Raw genomic sequence first — 25,859 nt, forward strand, 5'->3', positions numbered from 1 at the left:
AGCCGGCTCTCGAGCTTGGCCGTAACCGCCTCGAAGGCGGCGTAGAAACTGTCCGCACAGGCCTCTGCCCGCACGATCGGGCCCTTACCCCGCGCGGTGATCTCCACCCGCTGGCAGCTCTTGCGTTGACGACGATTGCGCTCGTGGAAGAGTTCCACGTCGAACAGGAAGATCGATGGATCGAAGCGTTCCAGCCGGGACAGCTTGTCCGACACATAGATTCGGTAATGGTCGGGGACCTCGACGTTGCGACCCTTCACCACGATATCGGCGCGGGCCTCTCGTGGGCGGTCGAGCTGGTCTTCCAGCTGCGGCTGGGCTGTGTCCTGAACTGAAGGTCGTGAAGATGTCGTCACGCGTACCTCCCGGATCTGGCCGCACACTTCCGATGCGCGCGGCGGGATGAACGTTGCCGGCCGCGTCCCATCAGTCGGCCGGCATTCGAATCGCAGGCCCACCTCCAAACTCCCGGAACTCCGGTGTGTGAACGCGACGCTAGTACGCGGATCCGAGGTTCGCCACTGTTCACGCAAATTTCGGGGTACTCACGCCGCGCAGGTCACCAAGATGTCATCGAGGTATGTGCCGGCGGCCGCCAGAGCCCGGGCGCACGCCTGCGCCGTGGCTCCAGTTGTCAGCACATCGTCGACCAAGACGACCTGCGCCTTCGCCGCATCGGCAGGTAACGGCACCGCGCGCACCCGACCGCGTAGATTGCGATCGCGGTCGCGCGCCGACAGGCCGGCCGAATCGCGGACTCCCCACCAGACTCGCAGACACGGCAACACCTGGCAACCATCCAGCGACCGCGCCGCCGACCGGGCGCACCGCAGCACCGGATCACCGCCGCGGCGCCGGGCCGAAGCCCGCCGGCTCGGCGAGGGTACAAGTATCAGCGGCCGGCCGGGAGCCCGCAACTCGGCGAGCCCGGCGGCCAGCGCCACCCCGAGCGGCCCCGCCAGATCGCGCCGGCCCCGTTCCTTCACCGCCAGTACCGCCTGCCGCGCGGGCCCGCGGTACCGGCTCAGCGCCCAGCACGGCACTCCTGGATCCCGGAGGGGGTGGATACGCGTCGGCGGGCCCGCCACACTGCGGGCGCATTCGCCGCACCACGGCGTTCCGGGTCGACGGCAAGCACCACATTCGGCCGGCAGAACCAGATCGAGGAGTGTCCGCATAGCGGCGAGTGTGCCGCCGGGCACCGACAGACCGGCCGCACCGACGCCGGGCCCGATATCAGCCGGGGAGGATGGGCACCGCGTCCGCGCCGAGCTCGGGGACCTCACGCCAGTACGGATCCCCGCCCTCCGGGGTACGGGTCAGTTCGAGAACCGCCCGCGAATCCGCCACATACTGGCGCTCGATGGAGGCGGTGACCTGCCGGACGGGCGGGGTCAGGTTCCGGCCCCCGAGCGAGGACATACCGGAACCGTCGATCTTGACCGTGCGTACCGGATCCACCGTGCCGCTACCGGCGATAATGATCGTATCGTCGCTGTACCAGTCCAGAGCGGTGGCGGTGGTGGGGAGCTCGATGGCGATACGCCGCGGTTCGGTGAGCGCGTAGGTGCCGTCCGGACGAACCACGACCATGGCCAGGTACACATTGCCGTCGGCGATCAGCGCCGCACTCACCCCGTTACGCGAAATCCGCAGTTCGGTGATCGGCCCCTGAACCGGCGTTCCGGAACCACCGGCGAACAACTCGGTGGTGTCGACGCCCTGCGGCAGCACCGTACCGGTTTCCCGGTTGGTGACGGCCCGAATCACCCGATTACCGTCGACAACCGCCCAGGCCGCGCTGCCGTCCGCGGTCCAGGACGGGCGCGTGATGGTGCCGCCCTCCTCCACCGGGAACGCATCACCGCCGTAACTGCCCATCATCAGGGTGCGCTGTGGTTCCGGCGGTTCCCGACCCGCATCGGCCACCGCCGCGACACGCTTACCGTCCGGCGACAGCCCCACCGACTGCAGATTCTGCACGGTGCCGAAGTATCCGGGAGCGGGCCGCGGACCGCCGTCCGATTCGACCTCCACCAGTGTTCCGTCGCGCAGCGCATGCAGGCCCACCGGCGTCTCCGGCCGAACGGAATCGGCCACCGGTCCCAGATCGGTGACCGACCACCCCCCTTCGGCGAACCGCTCGTCCAAGGGACGGCCGTCGGCCAGCAGAATGTAGGGACCGAGAACATCCGCGGCGGACAGGGTCAGCACCACCTGCGCAGCGAGGAGCTCACGGTCACGCTGGGGCAATTCGCCGATACCGGAAAAATCGATCCGGACCCCGCCGAGACCGACTCCGACACCCACAGGATCACCATTGGCCTTGGTGATCGTGCCACGCACAGCCGCGGGCGGACTCAGATAATTACGCACTACCGGGGCGATATACGGCTGGGGGCCGGCAATGAGCATATCGACCAGCCGCCGGGTCAGATCGTCCGGCCGCACCGAAATCCAGCGCAGATCCGGCGCCACATGCCGGCCGTCGGCGGTGACGAAATACAGGGCTTGCCGCCGGTAGGACTGAGTGAAGGCGGAGTACTCCATGACCACGCCGTCGGGCAGGTCGTCGATCCGCCATTGGCCGTCGACCCGGGTCATCTCGATCTTGTGCTCGATGATCCCGTCGGCCACATGGTAGGAACCGTCCTCGGCGAGCTCACCCACCTTCCGGGCCCGCAGCACATACGTCGCCACGTTCTCGGAACGGGATTCCCGCAGCGTATCCGCGCGCTCGACGACGACATGGGATTCCTCGTCGTTCCACTGGGTGGACGCGGCCGGTGTCATGTACTGCCGGGCCGCGAGATGCCCGTCGGCGGGATCCGCGGTGGCCTGCAGGAAATCGCGTAACAGCAGATCCGGGTCGCGACCCTGCATCGGCGGCGGCGGACCCTCCACCGTCGGCTCCTGATTGATGGTTCCGAGTGCCTGCGGCTGTGAGGAGTCCGGCAGATTCGCGCAACCGGCGACGACCACCATCCCCGCCACGGCGACGACTGCGGTCAGCAGCCGGAACCAGCGTGAGCGTCGGGGTCGCACGGTCATGATTTCTGGTCTCCGCTGTCGGTGAACACGGTCGGGGGCGCGGATTCGGCGGAATCTGTTGCGGGCGAATCGGGTCCACGAGGGCGGTCGATCTCCGCCGCCTCGGGTCCGTCCTCGCCCGGGGTGTCCGCCCCGGCTCCCGCCGTACCCGGACCACCCGCCCCCGGCACCTCGGCACCGGTCCCGCTCGCCGGACCGTCCCCACCGGGAGCTGCCGCACCTGCACCGCCCTCAACGGCTTCAGCCGCACCGGAGGCCTCGGCACGCGAGCCCTCCACGGCGGGACCGACGACGGCAGGCCCGGCGGCACATGGTGTGTCTCCAGCGACTTCAGCCGCGCCGCGATCCACGACGCCCGGATCCTTCGTAGCAGCGTCGCCGCCGGCCCCGGCCGCACCAGGGCCGCTGCCCTCGTCCGGCCCGTCCGCACCGGAGGCCCCGGCACCCGGCCTATCCGCAGCGGGACCGTCTCCGCCGGATCCGGCGCCACCCGGACTGTTGCCACTGACTTCAGCCGCACCGGGGGGCACGGCGCCCGGACCGTGCGCGGCGCGGTCGCCGCCGGCTTCGGTCGCGCTGGGGCCGTCGGCCCCACCAGGCCTGTCCGCATCGGATCGGGCGGTGCCGGGAGCCTCGGCGCCCGGCCTGTCTGCGGCGGGACCGTCTCCACCCGGCCCGGCACCACGTCCAGCGGCATCAGCCGCACCGGAAGCTTCGGAGCCTCGCCCCTCCACATCGTGACTGCCGCCGCTCGGCCCGGCGGCATCGGTGGCGGGAACGCCCTCGGCAGCAGCCCGGCCTGCTTCCGGCCCGCCCACAGGCCGGGGAGCCCACGGCTCCGTCTCTGTCACCGGGGGGCCCAGTTCCGCTCGCTCGGATCCGTTCTGGTCGCCTTCGGCCTGCGGGCGGCGCGGTGCCTTACGCATACCCGGTTCCAGCGGAAGCGGGCTCTTGCCCATTTTCTGACCGCGCACGAGTGGCAGCGTCAGCCGGAAACTGGCACCGATATTGGGACGTCCCCAGGCCTCCAGTTTTCCGTCGTGCAGATTGGCGTCTTCCACGCTGATCGACAAGCCGAGGCCGGTGCCACCGGAGCGGCGCATACGCGACGGATCGGAACGCCAGAACCTGCTGAAGACCAGCTTCTCCTCCCCCGGCCGCAACCCGACACCCTGATCCCGGACCACCACCGCCAGCGCATTGGCCTCGATATCCCCACGCATCCGGATCAGCACCGGTTTGCCTTCGCTGTGGTCGATGGCATTGGCCAGCAGATTGCGCAGCACCCGCTCCACCCGGCGCGGGTCGACCTCGGCGACCACGGGTTCCTCGGGGAGGTCGATCACCACCTCGACCCCGGCGTCGCGGGCCAGATGCCGCACCGTGGAGATCGCGGCCCGCACACACATCCGCACATCGAGCGATTCCACCTGGAGTTCGGCGACACCGGCGTCGTGGCGTGAGATCTCGAGCAGATCGTTGAGCAGTCCTTCGAACCGGTCCAGTTCGGTCACCAGCAGTTCGGCGCTGCGCGCCAGCGCGGGATCCAGATCGTCACTGCTGCCGTGGATGAGATCGGCGGCCATACGCACCGTGGTCAGTGGTGTCCGTAGTTCGTGGCTCACATCGGAGGTGAAGCGGCGCTGCAGATTGCCGAATTCTTCGAGCTGGTTGATCTGGTTGGACAGGCTCTCGGCCATTTCGTTGAAGGCCTTGGCGAGCCGGGCGATATCGTCGTCGCCGCGTACCAGCATGCGTTCCTTCAGCCTGCCGTCGGCGAACCGTCCGGCAATCCGCGCGGCGGACCGGATGGGCAGCACGACCTGGCGGGTCACCAGTGCGGTGATCGCGGCCAGCAGGATGAGCAGCACCGCACCACCGACCATCATGGTTCCGCGCATCAGCGCCAGGCTGCGTTCCTCGTTGGCCAGCGGGAAGATCAGGTAGATCTCCAGCGTGGGCACTTCGGCGCTGGGACTGCCGAGGATCAGGGCCCGGCCGCGGTAACCGTCCGGATCGGAGACATTGGCGAACTGGTAGCTGACCTGGTTGCGCTGCACGAAACGGCGCAGCGAATCGGGTACCTCCTTGATGGGCCCGACTGCGATCACCTGCTGCGGCGTACCGCCGATCACGCTCAGTGCCGAATCGAAACTGCCCGCGGCACCGCCGGACCGGCTCGATTCACGACGGTTGGACAGCGACTCCCGGGCATCGCCCAGCCGCTGCTCCTGGGTGGTCACATCGTGCACCCCGGCGAGCTGGCCCTCCACCGTATTGCGGACCCGGTCCATCTCCTCGACACCGGCGCTGATCTTGGCATCCAGCAGCCGGTCGGTGATCTGGCTGGTGAGCACCACACCGAGAACGGTGATGACGATCAACGACAGCGTCAGCGTCGAAACGATGACCCGCAGCTGCAGCGAACGCCGCCAGAGCAACCCCAGGGATCTACCCGTGTGCTGAAACCATTCGTTCACCGGAGCCAGTGCCTGCCGCAGCTGGTCCCGACGCCCACTCCCGCCCGAATCGCGATCTGTGCGGGATCCTTCGTGGTCGCGCAAGTTACCGCCTCCGGGCCCGGAGCCGACGGTAACCGATCACGGCGGACCGGCCTTGTATCCCACACCACGAACGGTCAGCACGATCTCCGGATTCTCCGGATCCTTCTCGACCTTGGCGCGTAGTCGCTGAACGTGGACGTTCACCAGGCGGGTATCGGCGGCGTGCCGGTAACCCCATACCTGTTCCAGCAGGACCTCGCGGGTGAAGACCTGCCGCGGTTTACGCGCGAGCGCGACCAGCAGATCGAATTCCAGGGGCGTCAGCGAGATCTGCGCACCCTCGCGGGTGACCTTGTGCGCCGGCACATCGATCACGATATCGGCGATATTGAGCAGCTCGGCCGGCTCTTCCTCGGTACGGCGCAACCGCGCGCGCACCCGCGCCACCAGTTCCTTCGGCTTGAAGGGTTTGACGATGTAGTCGTCGGCGCCGGACTCCAGGCCGAGCACCACGTCGACGGTATCGGTCTTGGCGGTGAGCATCACGATCGGCACACCCGAGTCGGCGCGCAGCACCCGGCAGACGTCGATACCGTTCATCCCCGGCAGCATCAGGTCCAGCAGGACCAGGTCGGGCCGGATCTCCCGGACCGCCGACAGCGCCTGGGTGCCGTCGCCGACCACGTGCGGGTCGAAACCCTCGCCCCGCAGGACGATGGTGAGCATCTCCGCGAGGGCCATATCGTCGTCGACGACCAGAATCTTCGGCTTCATAGTTACTATGTTGTCATCTCCCGGGCTCGTAACGGGTCGCCACGCCATACATGGCGCGTTCCCGCCGGATATCCAACACTAATTCGCGACCAATGCGGCGAGCCGCGCGGCCAATACATTCATTTCGCCGGAGCGCGGACCGGGACCTTGTTCGCCGGGCCGGAAAACCCACCAGGTTCCGTACCAATCGCGCCGAGCGAGATCACGGTACACCGCGGCGGTGCGCTCCTGTAATCCACCGTCGCGTTCGTAGGCATCCAGCTCTCGCGCCGCGTCGAGTTCGCCGCGCCGGCGGGCGCGTTCGGCCGCGACTTCGACCGGTACGTCCAGCAGCACCTGTACCTGCGGCACGGGCAGGGCGAAACGGCCGAATTCCAATTCCCCCACCCACCGCACGATTTCCCCGTCTGCGGTTTGGCCGAGCCGGGCGGCGTTGTAGGCGGCGTTGGAGGCCACGTAGCGGTCCAGCACGACCAAATCGTTGTCGGCCAGCAGTTTCGCCAGTTCGTCGGCGGCTCCGGCGCGGTCCAGCGCGAACAGGGCGGCCATGGCGTTCACCGAGGCGGCCAGATCACCGTGCGCGCCGCGTAATGCTTCGGCGGCGAGATCGGCGTGGACGGAGCGGCCGTACAGCGGGAAAGCCAAGGTTTGCACGCGCAGCCCGCGCTGTTCCAGCGCGGCCACCAGATCGGTGATCAGCGTCCGCTTCCCCGCACCGTCGAGCCCCTCCACCGAGACCAGCACACCCATGCTGAGCAGCCTACTCGGACGGCTGTGCCCGCCTGCCGAGGCAGGCGGGCACAGCCGGAGACCGAGAAAGGTGCCGGATCAGTAGCGGTAGTGCTCCGGCTTGTACGGGCCTTCGACATCGACATTGATGTATTCGGCCTGGTCCTTGGTGAGCTTGGTCAGCGTGCCGCCCAGTGCTTCGACGTGGATGCGGGCGACCTTCTCGTCGAGCACCTTCGGCAGGCGGTAGACCTCGTTGTCGTACTCCTCCGGTTTGGTCCACAGTTCGATCTGCGCGATGACCTGGTTGGAGAAGCTGTTGCTCATCACGAACGACGGGTGGCCCGTGGCGTTGCCCAGGTTGAGCAGCCGTCCCTCGGACAGCACGATGATGGACTTACCGGAATCACCGAACGTCCACAGGTCGACCTGAGGTTTGATATTCAACTTGGTGGCACCGGAGCGCTCCAGGCCCGCCATATCGATTTCGTTGTCGAAATGGCCGATATTACCGAGAATGGCCTGGTCCTTCATCGCCCGCATATGGTCGAGGGTGATGATGTCCTTGTTACCGGTCGAGGTGATCACGATATCGGCGTCACCGATGGCCTGTTCCACGGTCACCACGTCGAAACCGTCCATCAGCCCCTGCAGGGCGTTGATCGGGTCGATCTCGGTGACCTGCACCCGGGCCCCCTGCCCGGCCAGCGATTCCGCGCATCCCTTGCCGACGTCGCCGTAGCCGCAGATCAGCACCTTCTTACCGCCGATGAGGACGTCGGTGCCGCGGTTGATGCCGTCGATCAGCGAATGCCGGGTGCCGTACTTGTTGTCGAACTTGGACTTGGTGACCGAATCGTTGACGTTGATCGCCGGGAACGACAGTTCACCGGCGGCGGCGAACTGGTACAGGCGCAGCACACCGGTGGTGGTTTCCTCGGTGACGCCCTTGACACTTTCGGCAATGGCGGACCACTTGCCCTTATCGGTCCCGAACCGCTCGCGCAGCAGGTTCAGGAAGACCGTGTATTCCGCGGAATGCTCCTCGTCGGCCGGCGGCACCACACCCGCCTTCTCGAACTGCGCCCCGCGCAGCACCAGCATAGTGGCGTCGCCGCCGTCGTCGAGGATCATATTGGCCGGTTCGCCCGGCCAGGTGAGCATCTGTTCGGCCGCCCACCAGTACTCCTCCAGCGTTTCGCCCTTCCAGGCGAAGACCGGGGTGCCCTGCGGCTCCTCGACGGTGCCGTGCGGGCCGACCACCACGGCCGCCGCCGCATGATCCTGGGTGGAGAAGATGTTGCAGGAGGCCCACCGGACCTCGGCGCCGAGTGCGGTAAGGGTTTCGATCAGCACGGCGGTCTGCACGGTCATATGCAACGAGCCGGAGATGCGGGCGCCTTTCAGCGGCGCGACATCGGCGTATTCGCGGCGCAGGGCCATCAGCCCGGGCATCTCGTGTTCGGCCAGCCGGATCTCCTTGCGGCCGAATTCGGCCAGCGACAGATCCGCGACCTTGTATTCGACGCCGTTGCGGCTATCGGTGCTCAGCGATGTGCGAGGCAATTCGGAGGTCGTCATCAGCGTGGATCAGCCTTCTCTCGGTTACGGCATGAGCGAGTCGGGCCCGCAGGCGGCAGCGGAACGTCACCACGCAGGACCCTCGCTCAGGCCCGATAAACACGGTCTCGATCGCAAGGCTAGCCGGTTCCGTGCCGCCGCGGTCCGGCTGTATCGGTTGCCGCCGGTACCGGGCACACGGCACCCGGGGCGCCTGTGGAACTCAGCCGGTGACCATGCCGGGACCGGACGATACGGCGGCCGCGGCGCGCCGTTTGCGGGGTGCGAGATTGATCCGGGTGAGGTCGCCGTCGTAGTGCGCGAGCACCCGTTTGTCCATCACCCGGCGCCACAGCGGCGGGATCCCCGCGAGGACGACCATGGTCGCGTACCCCGCGGGCAGCTGCGGTGCCTCGTCGGTACTGCGCAAGGTCTGGTAGCGGCGGCCGGGGTTGGCGTGGTGATCGCTGTGTCGCTGGAGGTGGAACAGGAAGATATTGGTGACGAGCCGATCGCTGTTCCAGCTGTCTCGCGCGGTGCAGCGCCGATAGCGCCCGTTGGGGCGGCGCTCTCGAAGCAACCCGTAGTGCTCGATGTAGTTGACGGTTTCCAGCAGACCGGCGCCGATCACAGCCTGCAGCAGCAGATACGGCAGGATATGCCAGCCGAATACCAGCATCAGTGCACCGAAGAGCACCGAGGTCATCGCCCACGTCTGCAAGATGTGGTTGTTCGGGCTCCACCAGCCGGACCCCGTTCGGCGCAACCGGTCTCGCTCCAGCCGTAGCGCGGAGCGGAACCCTCCGGCCACACTACGCGGCAGGAATTCCCACAGGCTCTCGCCGAATCGAGCGCTGGCGGGATCCTCGGGGGTCGCGACCCGAGCGTGGTGGCCGCGATTGTGTTCGACGAAGAAGTGACCGTACCCGGATTGCGCCAGCGCGATCTTGGCCAGCCAGCGTTCCAGGCGTTCGACCCGGTGTCCGAGCTCGTGGGCGGCATTGATACCGATTCCGGAGACCAGGCCGAGGGTGACGGCCAGACCGAGCTTGTCGACGATATCCAGTTCGCTACCGGACCACAGGTACCCGGCGAGGGCCAAACCTACGAGTTGGATGGGCAGGAAGAGATAAGTGCACCAGCGGTAGTAGCGATCGTTGGAGAGGGTTTCGTAGTCTTCGTCGCGGGGGTTGGAACCGTCGTCGCCGACCAGTAGGTCGAGGACCGGGATCAGCACCAGGACGATGATCGGCCCGGTCCACCAGAACACCTCGAGCCCGGTGTGCAGCACCAGCTGGGAGGGCAACAGCGCGGTGGCCGGAGCGATCAGACCGAGGATCCACAGATGGCGTTTGGGATCGGCCGACCCGGCCGACTTGCCAACCAATTGCACGTTTGCCCCGCTATTGAAAACCGAACTTGCAGCGGCCTACATATTCGCAGACCCGGTGTCTCCATTGCGTCATTGTTCGACCCAAACGTGGTGACCGTTACACGCCGGAACCGTACCCTGACGCCACGCCCGCGAGCCGGGCGGCCACGACCCCGGCCGAAAGCCGGCGAAACCGCAGGTCGCGGCGCCTTCTCCGAAAATCTCGCGGCCCGGTTCACCGCGCGGGGATTTCCGCTGCCCGCCCGGCGAGCACCGCGGCGACATAGGGGCCGAAGATGCGGCCGAGTTCGGCCGGTACGTCGTGTTGCGGCCCGGGCGGGGTAGGGATACAGCTGATCGCCAGCCGGACCAGGGCGTGGGCGAAGGTCTCGGCCTGGCCCCGGGTGAAGGCCACCCAGCTGCGCTGCATAACGCCGATGAGCCGCTCGGTGGCGTGCTCGATCAGCGGGCCGGCGTCGAGGGTGATGAGGCGCAGCAGATCGAGTTTGACCTCGCCGACCACCAGCGATTGCACCAGTGGATCCTGGGCGGCGTCGCGGAAATAGCCGGCGATGCCGTCGCGGATCGAGGCGTCGGCGTCACCGATATTGGCGGCGAGCGCCGTCTCCACATGATCGACGAGATCGTCGGCCAAGCGGATGGCATAGGCCTCGGCCAGACCCTGACGCGAACCGAATTCGTTGTAGAGGGTCTGCCGGCTGACCCCGGCGCCGGCCGCCACCTCGGTCAGCGTGATCTTGGACCAGTCCCGTTGCCCGAGAAGGTCACGCATCGCGTCCAGGATGGCTGTGCGCAGCAACTCACGCGCAGACCCCTGGATGAAATTCCGGGATCCGGTGCTCGGCATGGCAGCGACACTGGCACGAACGACCTGTTCGAGTCAAAGTTTCAAGTTCGTTCGGCCGGCTCCCGCCCTACCGGGCCCGGGTAGATCGCCGGAATCAGGGTAAGAGCACGACGTCGGCGTCCGGTGGCAGGGCGTCCACCGGCCACCACCGCAGATCGGTGGATTCCGCACTGCGCACCGGTACCGCACCGGCCGGGGCGGTGATCCGGAACAGCAGATCCAGATGCCGCGTCGGGATCCCGAGGGAACAGGTGATCGGATGCGCTTGGGCCGCATAGAGTTCCGGTTCGATACGCAACCCGTCGATACCGGATTCCTCGGTGGCCTCGCGCAGCGCGGCCCCCGCCACCGTCTGATCGCTCTCCTCACAATGCCCGCCGAGCTGGATCCAGCGCCCGACCCGCGGATGCAGGGTCAGCAGGACCTCCCGGCCGTCGTACGAGAAAACCACGGCCGACGCGGTGATATGACCGGGTACGTGTTCACGCAGGCATCCACGCGGCGCCGACCCGAGAAATGCCAGTATCGCTTCGCGCAGCGAGGCCTCGGTACCACCGGCCGGTTTCCAGGCGGTCAGCAGTTCGACGGCCGAGGTGTGCAGCGATTCGGCGCTCACCGCTCCACCAGCCCCGCTGCCGGATCCCGCGGGTCACGGGGGGCGAGCTCCTCGATGGGGTGACCGACGGCTATGGCACCCAGCGGGTTCCAGTCGTCATCCAGGTCCAGGACCTCGCGGGTGACCTCCGGCGCGAAGATGGTCGAACCGATCCAGCAACTCCCCAGCCCCTCGGCGGCCAGCGCAACCAGCAACCCTTGCACCGCGGCGCCCACCGCGACGGTGAACATGGTCCGTTCCGCGGCGCGACGGCGATCGTCGGGATAGTCATGGGCACCGTCGGGCACGCAGAACGGGATGATCACCTCCGGGGCGTCGAAGAGTATGCGCCCCCGGTTCACCCGGCGCTCCACCCGTTCGGCATCCAGGCCGTCGGCCAGGAGATCGGCCCGCCACTTCTCCGCCATGGCTGTGAGCAGCCGCGCACGCCGGGCCGGGTCGCGTAGCCAGACGAACCGCACGGGTCGGGTGTGATGCGGCGCGGGGGCGGTCAACGCGACGGCGGTCGCCGACCGGATCTTCTCCGGGTCCACCGGGTCGGCGGTGAAACTGCGCACCGAGCGCCGCAGCAGCACCGCCTCTTCCCGGCCGCGTTGCAGGGCCTCGGCCGTACCGAGCCAGAACAGATCGTCGGTTCCCGCACGAACGAGGTCGGCCGCGGTCGAACCGTCGTCGGTGAGTGTGAGTCCACGGACCACCGCCACCGGCACCGCGCCCAGTTTGCCCTTCACCAGATCGGCGGCCGCGGCGAGTTCGTCGGCAATTGCGACCTGGGTGACCTGCAGTTCGTTGCCCTGGCCGTCCACCGCGCCCGAATAGTCGTGCAGTACACGCAGTCCCGCCGAGCCGATCGCGACATCGGTCTGGCCGTTACGCCATGCGCGCCCCATCGTATCGGTGACCACCACCGCCACGTTCACCCCGAGCCGGGTCGCCAGCGCCGAACGCAACCCTTTCGCGCTGCCGTCGGGGTCGGCGGGAAGCAGGACGAGTTCGCCGCGTTCGACATTGGACCCGTCCACCCCGGAGGCGGCCTGGACGATGCCGAGCCGGTTCTCGGTGATCAGGGTGCGGCCGCGGCGGGCCACGAGCCGCACCGATTCCTGCTCCACCAGCCGCCGCCGTACCGCATCGCGCTCCTCCGGATCGGTTGGCGCGGTGACGATCCGTCCCTCCGCCTTGGCGACGATCTTGCTGGTGACCACCAGAACATCGCCGTCGGCGAGCCACGGAGCACAGGCGGCGATATGTTCGGCGAGGTCGTCACCGGGCCGGAATTCCGGTAATCCGGCAATCGGCAGAATACGCAATTCCGCGGCGGCGTGATCGGCAATTACCTCGGCGAACGACTCGGCGCCGGTCACGGTTTCACTCCTGCCAGATCGAGGGCCGCACGCACCATTTCGGCGGTGGCCTGCGGATCGGTCATCAACAGCGGCACGCTGCGCACCTGCACCCCGGGAACGTCGGCGGTATCGGTGGTGTGGACCAGCCAGCCGTCGAGAATGCCGGTGGCCGAACGTGATCCGTAGTGCCGGCCGACCGCCTCCGCGGAGGTCTCCACACCGATCACCGACAGGCATTCGTCGGCCATACCGCGTAGCGGCTTCCCATCGATCACCGGCGATACACCGATCACCGGGGCCGCGGTGGTGCGCAATGCGCCCCGAATTCCGGGCACCGAGAGGATGGAGCCCACGCTCACAACGGGGTTCGAGGGGGCCAGTAATACGATATCAGCATCGGCTATGAGTTCGATCACATTCGGTGCCGGCTTGGCTTCATCGGCCCCGATTGTGGCGAATCCATGAGTTCGGACGTCGGCCCGGTACCGAACCCACCACTCCTGGAAATGGATCGCGCGACGTTCGCTGGGGCTCTCCGGGTCGCTGATAACAACATGCGTTTCACAGCGATCGTCGGTTGCCGGGATGAGTTCGACGCCCGGCTGCCATCGATTGCACAGCGCCTCGGTAACCGCGGAGAGCGGATAGCCGGCACGTAACATTTCCGTGCGAACCAGATGTGTGGCGATATCCCGATCCCCCAGCCCGAACCAGTCCGGCTGAGCATGGTATTTCGCCAACTCTTCCTTCGCGTGCCAGGTTTCCCCCGGCCGGCCCCAGCCGCGCTCGGTATCTATTCCACCACCGAGGGTATACATGCAGGTATCGAGGTCGGGGCAGATTCTCAACCCGTGCATCCAGACGTCATCGCCCACATTGACGATGGCCGAAACCTTCGCTTCGGGCAGCAGCTCCCGCACGCCCTGCAGGAACCGCGCGCCACCGACTCCGCCGACCAGGACGACGATACGGGGACCATTGGCGGGCCCGATGTCCGCTTGTTGTGAAGTCACATCTGTACACCCTATGCGGCGCGGGAAATAGTGCGTCTCCCGCTATATTTGCCGGTCATTTGCTATTCGGGTCACAAGATCGACTCGGAATGCCGCGCGGGATAGTAACGGAATAGTGACGGTGGCTTGACCATCGCACCCGGCGGCGTGTCTAATCACAGACATGTCATTCCGGACGGCGCTGGAAGTTCAAGGCGCGAACGGAAACTCGAACAGGTGTTCGAATTGGAATGACGAGCTCGGGGAAGTCCGCGAGACAACATCGCGGAGTTAGGCCGTCGATATGCGTGTGGATCGACGGAAAGAAATCATTCTGCGCTAACACACAGTGAGGAGGCGGAGCGATGGCCGAAGAACTGGCCCCGGCCGGCATTCCGGTGGGTGTATCGCGAACCGATTCCACAGCAGGCGCAGCACGAGGCGTCGCTGCTGACAACGGCTGGACCGATCGCGATCGGAGTGAGCGAGAATCGACACCCCGGCTCAGCCTTATCGTGACCGGTTTCGACGAGATGTTCGACTCCATCGAGGAACAGTGGCAGGAACGCGCATTGTGCGCGGAAACCGATCCGGAAGCGTTCTTCCCGGAGAAGGGCGGCTCCACACGCGAGGCCAAACGCATCTGCATGGGATGCGAGGTCCGCGACGAATGCCTGGAATACGCGCTCGCACACGATGAACGGTTCGGTATCTGGGGCGGCCTGTCGGAGCGGGAGCGCCGGCGCCTCAAGCGCGGTATCGGCTGACGACACCGCTCGCGTCGGTGCGCCCCGGAGCAGGTAGCCGGGGCGGGCCGTCGCGGTCGGCGATCGGTGACTAACGTTCGAGTCATGGCACGATCCCGCAATCGCAGACCCCCGACCGCCCGGTCGGTGAGCCGCCGCGGTCGCGGCGTGCGCGGACCCATGCTTCCTCCCACGGTCCCGGCCTGGCGCACCCGCGGCCAGAAATTCGACCGGCTGGTCCTCGAGGCGTTCGCGCCACTGGACACCCGCTGGCACGACCGCCTCACCAAACTGGATATCGCCGTCGACGATGTCCCGAAAATCCGCCCGCTGCACCCGGACTCCGTCACCTGGCCGGACGAGGTGGTCGCCGACGGCCCGGTCCCGCTGTCGCGGCTCATCCCGGCCGGAGTCGACCGGCACGGCACCCCCATCCGCGCACGCGTCGTGCTGTTCCGCAAACCACTCGAATTACGCGCGGGCGATCCGGAGGATCTGGTGGACCTGCTGCGCGAAGTACTGGTCCAGCAGATCGCGACCTACCTCGGCGTCGACCCGGACGTCATCGACCCCGAACCGGAATAGCCGGAGCCGATCTGCCGCGCGACAAAGTTCTGCACCTCGAAGACACCCACTGGACGCGGCAGCAGCGAACCGAGATCCCGGCGTGAACAACGGGCATCGCGATCACAGGACAATCTCGCCCGGCCGGGCTGCGCCGCAATTGCCCCCAGTTATCTGGCCACCCCCGGACCATGGGTGGGGCCCGGCCGGTTCTGGAGCGACGGAGCCGGGGAACGAAGCGCAGGAGTGAAGACCCGGGCGTATAAGGGCCCCACCTTCGAGGCGCGGAGCGCCTCCGAAATTACGGCCCGCCCCTTCACCGACGGTCGACCCCGACAGCACGGCACCCCCCTGCGCCGCGGTGCACTCCGAATCACACCCGCCCCGCGCCGCGGCGCACTCCACAGCACTCCCCGCCCGTCGACCAAAGGCCCACCCAACAGCAAGCACTCCAACCCACACCCCCACCGTGCCGCAGCACGCTCCAAAAGCGCACCCCCTCCCTTCACAAACAGCTCACCCAGCGGCACTTGGTTGCGGACGGCTTACACCAGTGAGGCGGGCGCCCGGCCGGCCACCGCGAGTAATACGCCGAACTGCTGAACAGTTCCTCCCCTGTTTCGCCGACGGCGCCGCGCAGATGGTGCCGCCGGAGATGATCGGCGCCGACCGGCTCCCGGCACCAGGGCCGGCAGCGCCGCGAATCCCCCGGCACCGGAGGCGACGCCGAAATCACAGCGTGTCTGCCCCACCTGTGTCCGTGTTGCGGGTTACTCTCATCCACGTGATCTCCATGCGTCGTTGCTGCCGACCCGGCTGCAAGAATCCGGCCGTCGCGACGCTGACCTATGTTTACTCGGACTCCACCGCCGTGGTGGGTCCGCTGGCGACGGTGGCCGAACCCCATTCCTGGGACCTCTGCGGAACACACGCCTCCCGGATCACCGCCCCCAAGGGCTGGGATATGGTCCGGCACGAGGGCGGTTTCGCCACGAGCCCCGATGACGACGACCTCACGGCACTGGCCGAGGCCGTCCGCGAAGCGGGCCTACGCCGCCGCCCGCCCGAACCGGAGCAGCGCGGCTATCGCGAGCACACGCCTCCCCCGCGCCCTACCCGCACGGGACGCCGTGGACATCTGCGGGTCCTCCCCGACCCTCCCGGCTGATATCCGGCGCGCCTGACTCCTGCCGCACCCGACTACCGGTTCGGCTGTGCGGTTCGACGGCACAAGGTTCTGCAACCTCGGAAGACATCCGCTGGAAGCCGCAGCAACGGACCGAGCGCCCCAGCGTGCACGACAGGCAGGACCTGCAAACGCCGACGCGGCCGGCGCCGAGTCGTGCGGCCCCGCTTCGAGAGCGGATCGCGGTACGGCTGCTCAGTTCGAGCCGGCCAGGTGGCCGCCGGCCGGGGATTGTCCCGGGATCGAGACGGGTGGGACCGGAGGCACTGCCATGAATACGGCGCCGAAGTGGCACCTACTAGGGTGGTCCCCATGACAGTCGCCCGCCCTGCCGAGTCCGTGAACGCGGTGATCAAGGCCTACGACATCCGCGGCGTCGTCGGGGAACAACTCGATGCCGATTTCGTCCGGGATACCGGCTCCGCGTTCGCTCGGCTCATGCGGGCCGAAGACGCGCGACGCATCGTGATCGGTCACGATATGCGCGCCTCGTCTCCGGAGCTGGTGGATGCGTTCGCCGCAGGCGTGCTGGCTCAGGGGCTGGACGTGGTGCGGATCGGCCTGGCATCCACCGACCAGCTGTATTTCGCCTCGGGCACTCTCGACTGCCCGGGCGCCATGTTCACCGCCAGCCACAACCCGGCCCGCTACAACGGCATCAAATTGTGCCGGGCGCGGGCGCTGCCGGTGGGTCAGGACACCGGTCTCGCCACCATCGCCGAGGAACTCGTCACCGGTGTTCCGGGCTACGACGGCGCGACGGGCACCACCACGGAAACCGATTTGCTCGGCGATTACGCGGTGTTCCTGCGCGAACTGGTGGAGCTGGACGGTATCCGGCCGCTGACCGTCGCGGTGGACGCCGGTAACGGGATGGGCGGGCATACCGTTCCTGCCGTTCTCGGCGCCCTGCCGCAGGTGACGATCGTGCCGCTGTACTTCGAACTGGACGGGTCGTTCCCCAACCACGAGGCCAATCCGCTGGATCCGGCGAACCTGGTGGATCTGCAGAAACTGGTCCGGGAATCGGGGGCCGATATCGGGCTGGCGTTCGACGGTGACGCCGACCGTTGTTTCGTCGTCGACGAGCAGGGTGATCCGGTCTCGCCGTCCGCGATCACCGCGCTGGTCGCCGAGCGCGAACTCGCCAAGGAGCCCGGTGCCACGATCATCCACAATCTGATCACCTCACGGTCGGTCCCGGAACTGGTGACCGAGCTGGGCGGCTCCCCGGTGCGCTCGCGCGTCGGGCATTCGTTCATCAAACAGCTCATGGCGAGTACAGGTGCGGTTTTCGGCGGAGAGCACTCCGCGCACTACTACTTCCGCGATTTCTGGGGCGCCGATTCCGGCATGCTGGCCGCATTGCATGTGCTGGCCGCCCTCGGTGAGGACAAGCGGCCCGCTTCGGAACTGATGGCCTCCTACACCGGGTACGCCGCCTCGGGAGAGATCAATTCGACCGTCACCGACGCCGCCGAACGCACCGGCGCGGTGCTCGACGCTTTCGCCGGCCGGGCGGTGGCGGTGGACCGCCTCGACGGCGTGACGGTCCAACTCCCCGAGAATGCCTGGTTCAACCTGCGAGCCTCCAATACCGAACCGCTACTGCGGCTCAACGTCGAAGCGCGCTGTCCGGAGGAAGTAGACGCACTCGTGACCGAGATTCTGCGCATCGTCCGCGCCTGACTGGAATAGTGGAAATACACACCGTGGATTCGCCCGTTCCAGGCCCGGTATCCACGACCCGGGCGGTGGCGGCGGCCGAGACCGAAAACAGCGCGATGAGGGGAGGTGCCACGCCCGATGATCGCTGATACCCCGGTACTCGATCTGGACGATGCCGCAATGCTCGAGGCCGCCGATACCGGCGGCGCCCTCCGTTCGGCCGCATCCGGTGGCGCCCAGGTACGGGCCACCGCAGCGGCCGTGGCCGAGAATGCTCTCGCGGGGCTGGCCGGTCTGCAGCCACGCAGTCTGCTGCTGGTTTCCGGCGCCGGCCGGGCCGGGCGGGCGGCGGGGCTGCTGGTGGCGGCGCTCGGTGACCGTGCCGGATTGCCGCTGGTTCCGGTGAGCACCGTGCCTTCCTGGGCCGGCCCCCTGGATGTCGTACTGGTCAGCGGTGACGATGCCGGGGATCCACGGCTGATCGACGCCGTGGACCGGGCAGTGCGCCGGGGCGCCGAGGTGGTCGTGGCGGCACCGAACGAAGGGCCGCTGCGGGCCGCAGCGGCCGGACGTGCGGCCGTACTGGAGCCGCGGGTACCTGTGCTCGACGCCAACCGGCTACTGCGCTACCTGGCGACCGGTATCGCGGTGCTGCGGGCCATCGCCCCCGCCCGATCCTCCGGTGACCTGCCCGACCTCACCGATCTCGCCGATGTACTCGATACCGAGGCGCTGCGCGACGGGCCCCAGCACGAGGTATTCCACAATCCCGCCAAGAACCTTGCCGCCCGCACCCAGCAGCGCGGCCTGATCCTGGCCGGTGACAGTCCCGCCACCACCGAACTCGCGGTCCATGCCGCGGAGGTCCTGCTGCAGTCCGGGGGCCGCACCGCCACCGCCGTGGATCTGTCCGTTGCCGTGGCCGCGCTCCCTCAGCTGGTGGATACGGCAACGGCCGCCGCGCCGGATTACGATCCGCTGTTCCACGACGAGCAGCTCGACGGTCCGCCGCCGGTCGAGAAGAAACGGATCTTCCTGTGCAGCACCGATAACGACAGTCCGGCCGCGCGACGCAAACTCGCGCTGTTCGGAGGTGCCGGCGGCGGAACCATCGACGCCGACCTGGTCACAGCCGATATCGAGACGGTCCCGGCGGATCCGTCCCGCGCCGAATCGGGCGAACCGTCCCCGGAACCGCCCACTCATGCCGGCACGGAGCTGGAACGCCTCGCGGTACTGGCGCTGCGCTGGGAGATGACGGCCGCCTACCTGCGACTCATCGGCGGCCGGGCGGTCGCGGGCGCCGATCCGGACAGGTACGACGGGGGACCGTACTAGTGCACGAACTCGTAGGTGCGTTGCGCTCGTACGCCTGGGGTTCACGCACCGCGCTCGCCGAACTCTGCGGCCGCCCTGTCCCTTCCGCGCATCCGGAAGCCGAACTGTGGTTCGGCGCCCACCCCGCCGACCCCGCCTATGTCCGTACCGAACGCGGTAAACGCTCGCTGCTCGAAGTGGTCTCGGCCGAACCCGGCCGGGAACTCGGCGCCGCCGCTACCCGCTTCGACGGCCGGTTGCCGTTCCTGCTGAAAATACTGGCCGCCGAGGAACCGCTGTCGTTGCAAGCGCATCCGAGCGCGCAGCAGGCGGCGGCCGGTTTCGCCCGGGAGAACCGCAACGGTGTGCCACTGGATTCGCCCATGCGCAACTACCGCGACGACAGCCACAAGCCCGAACTCGTCGTCGCGCTGGAACGTTTCGAGGCCTTGGCCGGTTTCCGGGATCCGCTGCGCACGGTGGAACTGTTCCGCGCCCTGGGCGTTCCCGAACTCGGGCAATACGCCGATCTGCTCGCCGCGCAACCCGATTCCGACGGGTTGCGCACCCTGTTCACCAGCTGGATAACGCTGCCGAACACGGTGCTGGACATGCTTCTGCCGGCCGTCCTGGACGGCTGCGTGCGCTATCTGACCAACGCGGAGCGCGAATTCGCGCCGGTCGCCCGGACGACCCTCGAACTCGCCGAAAGCTATCCGGGCGATGCCGGTGTGCTGGCTTCGCTGTTGCTGAACCGGATCACCCTGCAACCCGGTCAGGGCTTGTTCCTCGCCGCCGGCAACCTGCACGCCTATCTGCACGGCGTCGCGGTCGAGATCATGGCCAACTCGGACAATGTGCTGCGCGGCGGGCTCACCCCGAAACACGTCGACGTGCCGGAGCTGCTCAAAGTCCTGGATTTCGAACCCATCGACCTGCCCCTGGTACTACCGGAACCAGCCGGTGACGGTTCGGTGCGTTATCGCACCCCCGCCCCGGAATTCGCGTTGCGCCGCTTCGATATCACCGCGGGTTCGGCGCTGGTACCGCTCACCGACGCCGGCCCCGGCATCGTCTTGTGCACCGCCGGTTCGGCCCATCTGCTCGACGGTAGCTCCGAGGTCCGGCTCGATCGCGGTACCGCCGCGTGGATCTCGGCCACCGATACCGATATCCGCGCCAGAGCCGCCGACGGGCCGGCCACCCTGTTCTGCGCCTGCGTGGGGTAAGCCCGGATTCGTCGCCGAACCCCATCGCCACAGTTTTCAGCGCCGGCGTTCACCTTCGGTGTGGGCGGACAGGAACGTCGATATACCTCCGGCCTCGGCACATTCGGCTCCGCGCAACCGAACTCCGGGTGCCTACGTCGGCTCGGAGGCCCCCGTTGGTCGCGCCGGACATGATGGCCGGCCCAGCGCTGGGTGCCCGGCCGGAGTTGCGCCGCGCAGAGCAACGCGACCAAAACGCAGCCTTTACAATGCTGTAGCCCTACTCGGATGAGACCGTGGGGCCTGAGCTCCGCGCCGCCGGGGGGCGGTGCAATCGACACAGAGGGTGGCAGATGTCGGCTGGTGGAAGTAAGAAGGCGATTCTTGCCGCGCTGACGGCGAACGCCGGTATCGCGGCCGCGAAGTTCGTGGGTGCGGGGATCACCGGGTCGGCGTCGATGCTGGCCGAGGGGGTGCACTCGGTAGCCGATACCGCCAACCAGGGGCTGCTGCTGTTCGGGCAGAACCGGGCGCAGCAGGAGGCCGACGAGCTGCATCCGTTCGGGTACGGGCGCAGCCGCTATTTCTATTCGTTCGTGGTGGCCCTGGTCTTGTTCACCTTGGGCTCGGTGTACGCCCTGTACGAGGGCATGCACAAGATCCAGCATCCCGAAGAGCTCAGCTCGCCCATAGTGGCCGTGGTGATCCTGGTGATCGCCATCGGGCTGGAGATCTACAGTTTCACGACCGCGGTCCGGGAATCCCGACCGCTCAAGGGCCGGGCGAGCTGGTGGCAGTTCATCCGTAATTCGCGCAGCCCGGAACTGCCGGTGGTACTGCTGGAAGATACCGGTGCGCTGGTCGGCCTGGTGCTGGCGCTGGGCGGTGTCGGACTGACGATGCTGACGGGTGATCCGGTGTGGGACGGCATCGGAACCCTGTGCATCGGCGCGCTGCTCGGAATCATCGCGATCATTCTGATCATCGAGATGCACAGCCTGTTGATCGGCGAGGGTGCGACCGCGGCCGAGGATCGCGCGATCCGCGACAGCATCGCCGACGGTACGACGATCGATCGGCTCATCCATATGAAGACGCAGTACATCGGTCCGGAAGAGATGCTGGTGGCGGCCAAGGTGGCAGTGGTGCCCGGACTGGATATCGCGCAGATCGCGGCGGGTATCGACGAGGCCGAGAGCCGGATCCGGGCGGCAGTGCCGACAGCGCGGATCATCTACCTGGAGCCCGATCTGTACCGGCAGCCCGCCGGTAAGGCCTAACTGCCCGGCATGGTTTCCGCGTTCGCGCCGGCCAGCTCCAGCGGGTCGGCGCGGATACCGAAAACGGTGCGCAACGCATGCGCGGCGGCGTGTGTACCGGCCATTCCGTGCACTCCGCCGCCCGGCGGGGTGGCCGACGAGCACAGGTAGACGCCGGGCAGGCCGGTGGTGTGCGGATTCCAGCGGGGTACCGGGCGGAACACCGTCTGCATGAGGGTCATCGCCCCGGCGCCGATATCACCGCCCACGTAGTTGGCGTTGTACACCGGAAGTTCGGCGGCCGTGTAGACATGTTTCGCCAGGATCAGGTCCCGGAAACCGGGAGCGAACCGCTCGATCTGACCGGTGATCTGCTCGCTGATATCGCGATCCGATCCGTTCGGAACGTGCGCGTAGGCATACAGGGTGTGCTGCCCCGCCGGGGCGCGGCCGGCGTCCACGACACCGGGCTGGATGATCAGCGTGTACGGCCGATCGGTATGCATACCGGCGGCGACCGCATGTTCGGCGGCCATGGCCTCGGCCCGGCTGCCCACCAGGTGCAGTGTGCCCGCTTCGGCGCATTCCGGCGCCTGCCACGGCACCGGGCCGGACAGGGCGAAATCGACCTTGCAGGACCCCGGGCCGTAGCGCACGTTACCCAACCGGCGGCGGTACCCGGTGGGCAGCCGGTCGCCGCCGATACGCACGAGTTCGGCCGGCGAGGTATCGCACAGGACTGCCCGGGCCGAACCGAACTCCGCCAGCGAATCCACCCGATGGCCGGTGACCACCCGGCCACCGCGGCGGCGTAGCTCCGCAGCGAGCGCGTCCACGATCGCCTGGCTGCCGCCGCGCGGTACAGGCCAGCCACCGACATGCGCGAGGGTCGCCAGGAGCAGCCCGGCGCCGACGGCCGGTAGTGCCCGCGGCGGCCGGACCGCATGCGCGGCGACCCCGGTGAACAGTGCCGGGGCAACCTCCCCGGAAAATCGGGCGTTCCAGAACGGCGACCCCTGTTCGAACATGCGCAGACCGAACCGGACCGCCCCCCGTGACAGCGGCACCCGCCGCATATTCGACATCGCGGTATCCACCACGGCCGGCCAGTCCTCGACCAACGGCCCGAACAGGCCCTGCCAGGCCTTTCCGTCACGCCCCAGCTCGTCCACGGTGCGGTCCAGATCCCGCCATGCCACCCCGGCGATCCCGGAATCGAGCGGATGCGCATACGAGGCGGCCGGAGTGAGCAGTTCCACGCCGTGCGCGGCGAGGTCGAAGGCCCGGAAGAACGGGGAGGCATACGCCATGGGGTGCGCGCCGGCGCAGATATCGTGCCGGAAGCCGGGCAGGGTGACCTCGGCGGTCCGGCAACCACCGCCGACTGTCTCCCCCGCCTCGTACACTTCGACGTCGAGCCCGGCACCGGCCAGGATCACCGCCGCCGCAAGCCCGTTGGGTCCGGCCCCCACCACGACGACATCAGCCATGATCCGAGTCTATGTTCATCGGCACGCCGGCGTGGGCGCCCATCTGATGTCTCGTCGAATCCGTCTTCGGTGCGCGACCGGCGCTTGCGAACAGCCGACCCGATCGTCCGGTCGACTGCGGCAGCGACCGGCGGTGTGGTGGTGGATATCTCCACCTGCGTGGTACCGCCGGCCGAGGCGGCGACCTCCGTGCGGGTGCGGAGCTCAGGGGCGCAGTGGTCGGCCCCGCCGGGCTGCCCGGTGGTTCGCCGACGCATGCGTACGAGGCCGGGGCCGCAATCAGGGCGACCTTCTGCTGGTTGCCTTGGAATAGGTGCGGGCCTGCTTCGTCCGGTCCGGGGCGAACCGTTCGATCAACTCTCCGCGATGGACTCTGTTCGTCGCGCCCGCAACCGGGCGAACACGTCGATCGACTCTCCGCCGGTGAGATTCGGCCACGGTTATCGCCTGTGGCCCGCCCCGTTCACACCCGGGTACGGGCTCGTGCACCGGTGTGTGCGGGCAGGTGGGAGTAGCCGTGCAGGGTGTACAGGGGCCGGCGGGTGGGCGGATCGGTGAGTCGCAGGTCGGGGAAGGTCTCGGTGAGGGCGCGCAGGGCGTGGGTGGCTTCCATCCGGGCCAATCCGGCGCCGAGGCAGACGTGGATTCCGCTGCTGAAGCCGAGATGGTTCTTGGCATTCTCCCGGGTGATGTCGAATCGGGCGGGATCGGGGAAGACGGCGGGGTCGCGGTTGGCGCCGGCCAGGGACAGCACCACCGTCGATCCCGGGCGCAACCGGCGGCCGGCGATTTCGAGGTCGGTACGCGCGACACGGGCGGTGGTCTGTACGGGGGCGTCGATCCGCAGAACCTCTTCGACCGCGTTGGGCCAGAGTTCCGGTTCGGCGCGGAGCCGGTCCAGCTGATCCGGATGCTCGAGCAGCCAGACGATACCTTTGCCGATGAGATTGACGGTGGTCTCGAAACCCGCGCCCATGAGCAGGGTGGCCGAGGCGCACAATTCGTGATCGGTCAGCTCGCCGGCGGTGACCAGGCTGCTGAGGATATCGTCGCCGGGGTCGGCGCGGAGCCGCTCGATATGGTCGAGCAGATACGCGTGCACCCGTTCGGAGGCCTGCATCGCTTTGCTGTGCGTCTGCCAGGAGATCCCGAGATCGAGCAGCGGGCTTATATCGTCGCCCCACTGCAGGAACATCGCACGATCCGAATCGGGGAATCCGAGCATTTCGGAGATGATCGCGATAGGCACCTGGGAGGCGAACCGGGTCACCAGATCGGTGGGCCCGTCATCGGGCAGGGCGGCCAGCAGCTCGTCGGTCACGCTCGCGATCCGGTCGCCCAACCGGGCGACAGCGCGCGGGGTGAAGGCGGCGGCGACAGGTTTGCGCATCCGGGTGTGTTCGGGCTGGTCGATCATCAACATGGACGGCGGATCGACGGGATTGGGCGGAACCGGCCGGCGCTGCAGCCATGCGCGCGCACGGTCCGGAAGCGGGGTCAGCTCGGGCATTCCTGTACCGAAACGATTGTCCCGCAGTATCTCCCGGCACAGGTCATGGTCGAAGGTGATCCACGCCGAGGTGACCCGATGCAATCCGCCGGTGCCGCGCATCTCCTCGATCAGCGCGTACGGGTTCGTGATACCTTCCGGGCCGCCGTTGAGCCGGGCGAAGGGATCACCTTGCCGGAGTTTGACCTTCTTGGCCGCCCGGACCAGTCCGTGATGGTTGACCCACCGGTACAGGTACTGCGGTTTCATCCGAACCCCTCCGTCGCTGCTCCGTCGCATCCTTCCCGACGTTACGCAGAACACAGTCGCGGCGGTACCTGCCGGCGTCGGATTCGGAGAACCTACCGTGGTAGGACTCCGGGCGCTCAGAGGACCCGGGTGACCCGTTCGGTCTCGATGCGGCGATCCCGCTGCGCCGGATCCGGATTGGCCACCTGGACCAGCGACGCGCCTGCGACGAGCACCGCGAGGTACCGGTCGACCAGTTCCTCGGCGGTATCCCAGCTGCCGCTCGACAGCACCCGGTCGGTTCCCGAGAGCCCTTGCCGGGCCGCGGATTTCCGTGCCACGGTGAGTACCTCCGAAACCGGCATACCATCCAGCGCGGCGCCGGTCCCACCGGGGTGGAACTGGTCGCCGTGGACGCGGACCGCGGTCGCGTAGTCGGTGACCCCGAGCGGCAGATCCTGCACCGGGGCGCCCATCGGGTCGAGCGACAGCGCCGCGACCTCTGGCGCGTCCTCGGTTTCGGCGAGGCGGCCGGCGGCGGCGAAAACCAGTTCCGCGTCCGGGTCCGGTTGCAGCACCACCTCGGTCCCGGCCCACCAGCAGCCGAGCAGGACGGCCGCGGTCTGCCAGTGCGCGGGTAGGAGTACCGCCACCCGGGCACCGGGGGTGAGGCCGAACTCGTCACGGATCAGATTGGCGGTTTTGGCCGCCCAGTTGGCCAGGGTGACCGCGGACAGTTCGATACGCGCGCCGGTCGCATCGTCGTACCAGGTGATCCGGGGCGCGGCCGGTTCGCGTTCCAGAATCGGCTCGAGTACCGCTTCGGGGAGGGTCGTGGCCTGCTCTACGTCACGCATCGTCTGCTTTCTGC

The 25,859-nt window shown here is 67.8% G+C and carries 21 protein-coding genes and 1 pseudogene; 7 read left to right on the plus strand and 15 right to left on the minus strand.

Features of this window, described 5'->3' with window-relative positions; all coding sequences use genetic code 11:
- From hpf to cofD, 12 genes and pseudogenes are all read right to left on the minus strand, one after another.
- A partial coding sequence (hpf, locus tag NFL01S_RS07920; RefSeq protein ID WP_084492508.1) for a ribosome hibernation-promoting factor, HPF/YfiA family occupies positions 1-356 on the minus strand: 356 nt, incomplete at its 3' end.
- Between the two features lie 189 nt (positions 357-545).
- On the minus strand, positions 546-1,178 hold the full coding sequence (locus tag NFL01S_RS07925) for a ComF family protein (protein WP_062973041.1): 633 nt from the start codon (positions 1,176-1,178) through the stop codon (positions 546-548).
- Positions 1,179-1,236: 58 nt separating this feature from the next.
- On the minus strand, positions 1,237-3,051 hold the full coding sequence (gene lpqB / locus NFL01S_RS07930; RefSeq protein WP_062973042.1) for an MtrAB system accessory lipoprotein LpqB: 1,815 nt from the start codon (positions 3,049-3,051) through the stop codon (positions 1,237-1,239).
- An 875-nt stretch (positions 3,052-3,926) separates the two neighbouring features.
- Positions 3,927-5,552 (minus strand): annotated as a pseudogene (gene mtrB / locus NFL01S_RS07935) (MtrAB system histidine kinase MtrB); the annotation flags it as partial.
- Between the two features lie 99 nt (positions 5,553-5,651).
- Positions 5,652-6,329 carry an MtrAB system response regulator MtrA gene (gene mtrA, locus NFL01S_RS07940; protein ID WP_033243239.1) on the minus strand — a complete coding sequence of 226 codons (678 nt, stop codon included), beginning with the start codon at positions 6,327-6,329 and terminating at the stop codon, positions 5,652-5,654.
- Between the two features lie 78 nt (positions 6,330-6,407).
- The gene (locus tag NFL01S_RS07945) at positions 6,408-7,079 is read right to left on the minus strand and encodes a dTMP kinase (protein ID WP_062973044.1); all 672 of its coding nucleotides are present in this window, start codon (positions 7,077-7,079) and stop codon (positions 6,408-6,410) included.
- A gap of 78 nt (positions 7,080-7,157) precedes the next feature.
- Positions 7,158-8,639 carry an adenosylhomocysteinase gene (gene ahcY, locus NFL01S_RS07950; RefSeq protein ID WP_062973045.1) on the minus strand — a complete coding sequence of 494 codons (1,482 nt, stop codon included), beginning with the start codon at positions 8,637-8,639 and terminating at the stop codon, positions 7,158-7,160.
- Positions 8,640-8,841: 202 nt separating this feature from the next.
- Positions 8,842-10,011 carry an alkane 1-monooxygenase gene (locus tag NFL01S_RS07955; protein WP_062973047.1) on the minus strand — a complete coding sequence of 390 codons (1,170 nt, stop codon included), beginning with the start codon at positions 10,009-10,011 and terminating at the stop codon, positions 8,842-8,844.
- Between the two features lie 214 nt (positions 10,012-10,225).
- Positions 10,226-10,858, minus strand: a complete 633-nt coding sequence (locus NFL01S_RS07960) for a TetR/AcrR family transcriptional regulator (protein WP_062973049.1) — start codon at positions 10,856-10,858, stop codon at positions 10,226-10,228.
- A gap of 94 nt (positions 10,859-10,952) precedes the next feature.
- Positions 10,953-11,474, minus strand: a complete 522-nt coding sequence (locus tag NFL01S_RS07965; protein ID WP_062973051.1) for an NUDIX hydrolase — start codon at positions 11,472-11,474, stop codon at positions 10,953-10,955.
- Positions 11,471-12,838: a coenzyme F420-0:L-glutamate ligase gene (locus tag NFL01S_RS07970; RefSeq protein ID WP_062973053.1), complete on the minus strand. Its 1,368-nt coding sequence runs from the start codon at positions 12,836-12,838 to the stop codon at positions 11,471-11,473. Before NFL01S_RS07970 ends, NFL01S_RS07965 begins: the two co-directional genes overlap by 4 nt.
- Positions 12,835-13,833 (minus strand): 2-phospho-L-lactate transferase, encoded by a 999-nt coding sequence (cofD, locus tag NFL01S_RS07975; RefSeq protein WP_062973055.1) that lies wholly within the window; start codon positions 13,831-13,833, stop codon positions 12,835-12,837. The genes NFL01S_RS07970 and cofD overlap by 4 nt, the downstream gene beginning before the upstream one ends.
- A gap of 512 nt (positions 13,834-14,345) precedes the next feature.
- On the opposite strand from cofD, the gene NFL01S_RS35295 reads away from it, so the two are divergent.
- The 7 genes from NFL01S_RS35295 to NFL01S_RS08010 all read left to right on the plus strand — a co-directional run bounded on the left by NFL01S_RS35295 (position 14,346) and on the right by NFL01S_RS08010 (position 21,781).
- A complete protein-coding gene (locus NFL01S_RS35295) occupies positions 14,346-14,579 on the plus strand; it encodes a WhiB family transcriptional regulator (RefSeq protein ID WP_033243613.1) in 234 nt (77 codons plus the stop codon).
- Positions 14,580-14,663: 84 nt separating this feature from the next.
- Complete coding sequence (locus tag NFL01S_RS07985; RefSeq protein WP_168433861.1) at positions 14,664-15,143, plus strand: metallopeptidase family protein; 480 nt, start codon at positions 14,664-14,666, stop codon at positions 15,141-15,143.
- A 772-nt stretch (positions 15,144-15,915) separates the two neighbouring features.
- On the plus strand, positions 15,916-16,290 hold the full coding sequence (locus NFL01S_RS07990) for a DUF3499 domain-containing protein (RefSeq protein WP_084492509.1): 375 nt from the start codon (positions 15,916-15,918) through the stop codon (positions 16,288-16,290).
- A gap of 330 nt (positions 16,291-16,620) precedes the next feature.
- On the plus strand, positions 16,621-17,997 hold the full coding sequence (locus NFL01S_RS07995; RefSeq protein ID WP_062973057.1) for a phosphomannomutase/phosphoglucomutase: 1,377 nt from the start codon (positions 16,621-16,623) through the stop codon (positions 17,995-17,997).
- A 117-nt stretch (positions 17,998-18,114) separates the two neighbouring features.
- On the plus strand, positions 18,115-19,314 hold the full coding sequence (locus tag NFL01S_RS08000; RefSeq protein WP_062973059.1) for a hypothetical protein: 1,200 nt from the start codon (positions 18,115-18,117) through the stop codon (positions 19,312-19,314).
- Positions 19,314-20,522 (plus strand): mannose-6-phosphate isomerase, class I, encoded by a 1,209-nt coding sequence (gene manA / locus NFL01S_RS08005; RefSeq protein ID WP_062973061.1) that lies wholly within the window; start codon positions 19,314-19,316, stop codon positions 20,520-20,522. Before NFL01S_RS08000 ends, manA begins: the two co-directional genes overlap by 1 nt.
- 332 nt (positions 20,523-20,854) lie before the next feature.
- Complete coding sequence (locus tag NFL01S_RS08010) at positions 20,855-21,781, plus strand: cation diffusion facilitator family transporter (RefSeq protein WP_062973063.1); 927 nt, start codon at positions 20,855-20,857, stop codon at positions 21,779-21,781.
- On the opposite strand, the gene NFL01S_RS08015 is transcribed toward NFL01S_RS08010, so the two are convergent.
- From NFL01S_RS08015 to NFL01S_RS08025, 3 genes are all read right to left on the minus strand, one after another.
- Entirely contained in the window at positions 21,778-23,250 is a 1,473-nt protein-coding gene (locus NFL01S_RS08015; protein ID WP_062973066.1) for a phytoene desaturase family protein, read from the minus strand. The genes NFL01S_RS08010 and NFL01S_RS08015 overlap by 4 nt on opposite strands.
- Before the next feature lie 463 nt (positions 23,251-23,713).
- Entirely contained in the window at positions 23,714-25,009 is a 1,296-nt protein-coding gene (locus tag NFL01S_RS08020) for a cytochrome P450 (protein WP_062973067.1), read from the minus strand.
- A gap of 116 nt (positions 25,010-25,125) precedes the next feature.
- A complete protein-coding gene (locus tag NFL01S_RS08025; RefSeq protein ID WP_062973069.1) occupies positions 25,126-25,845 on the minus strand; it encodes a TIGR03089 family protein in 720 nt (239 codons plus the stop codon).
- Positions 25,846-25,859 lie beyond the last annotated feature (14 nt).

It is taken from the genome of Nocardia flavorosea NBRC 108225 (assembly GCF_001613385.1).
Taxonomy (GTDB): Bacteria; Actinomycetota; Actinomycetes; order Mycobacteriales; family Mycobacteriaceae; genus Nocardia; species Nocardia flavorosea.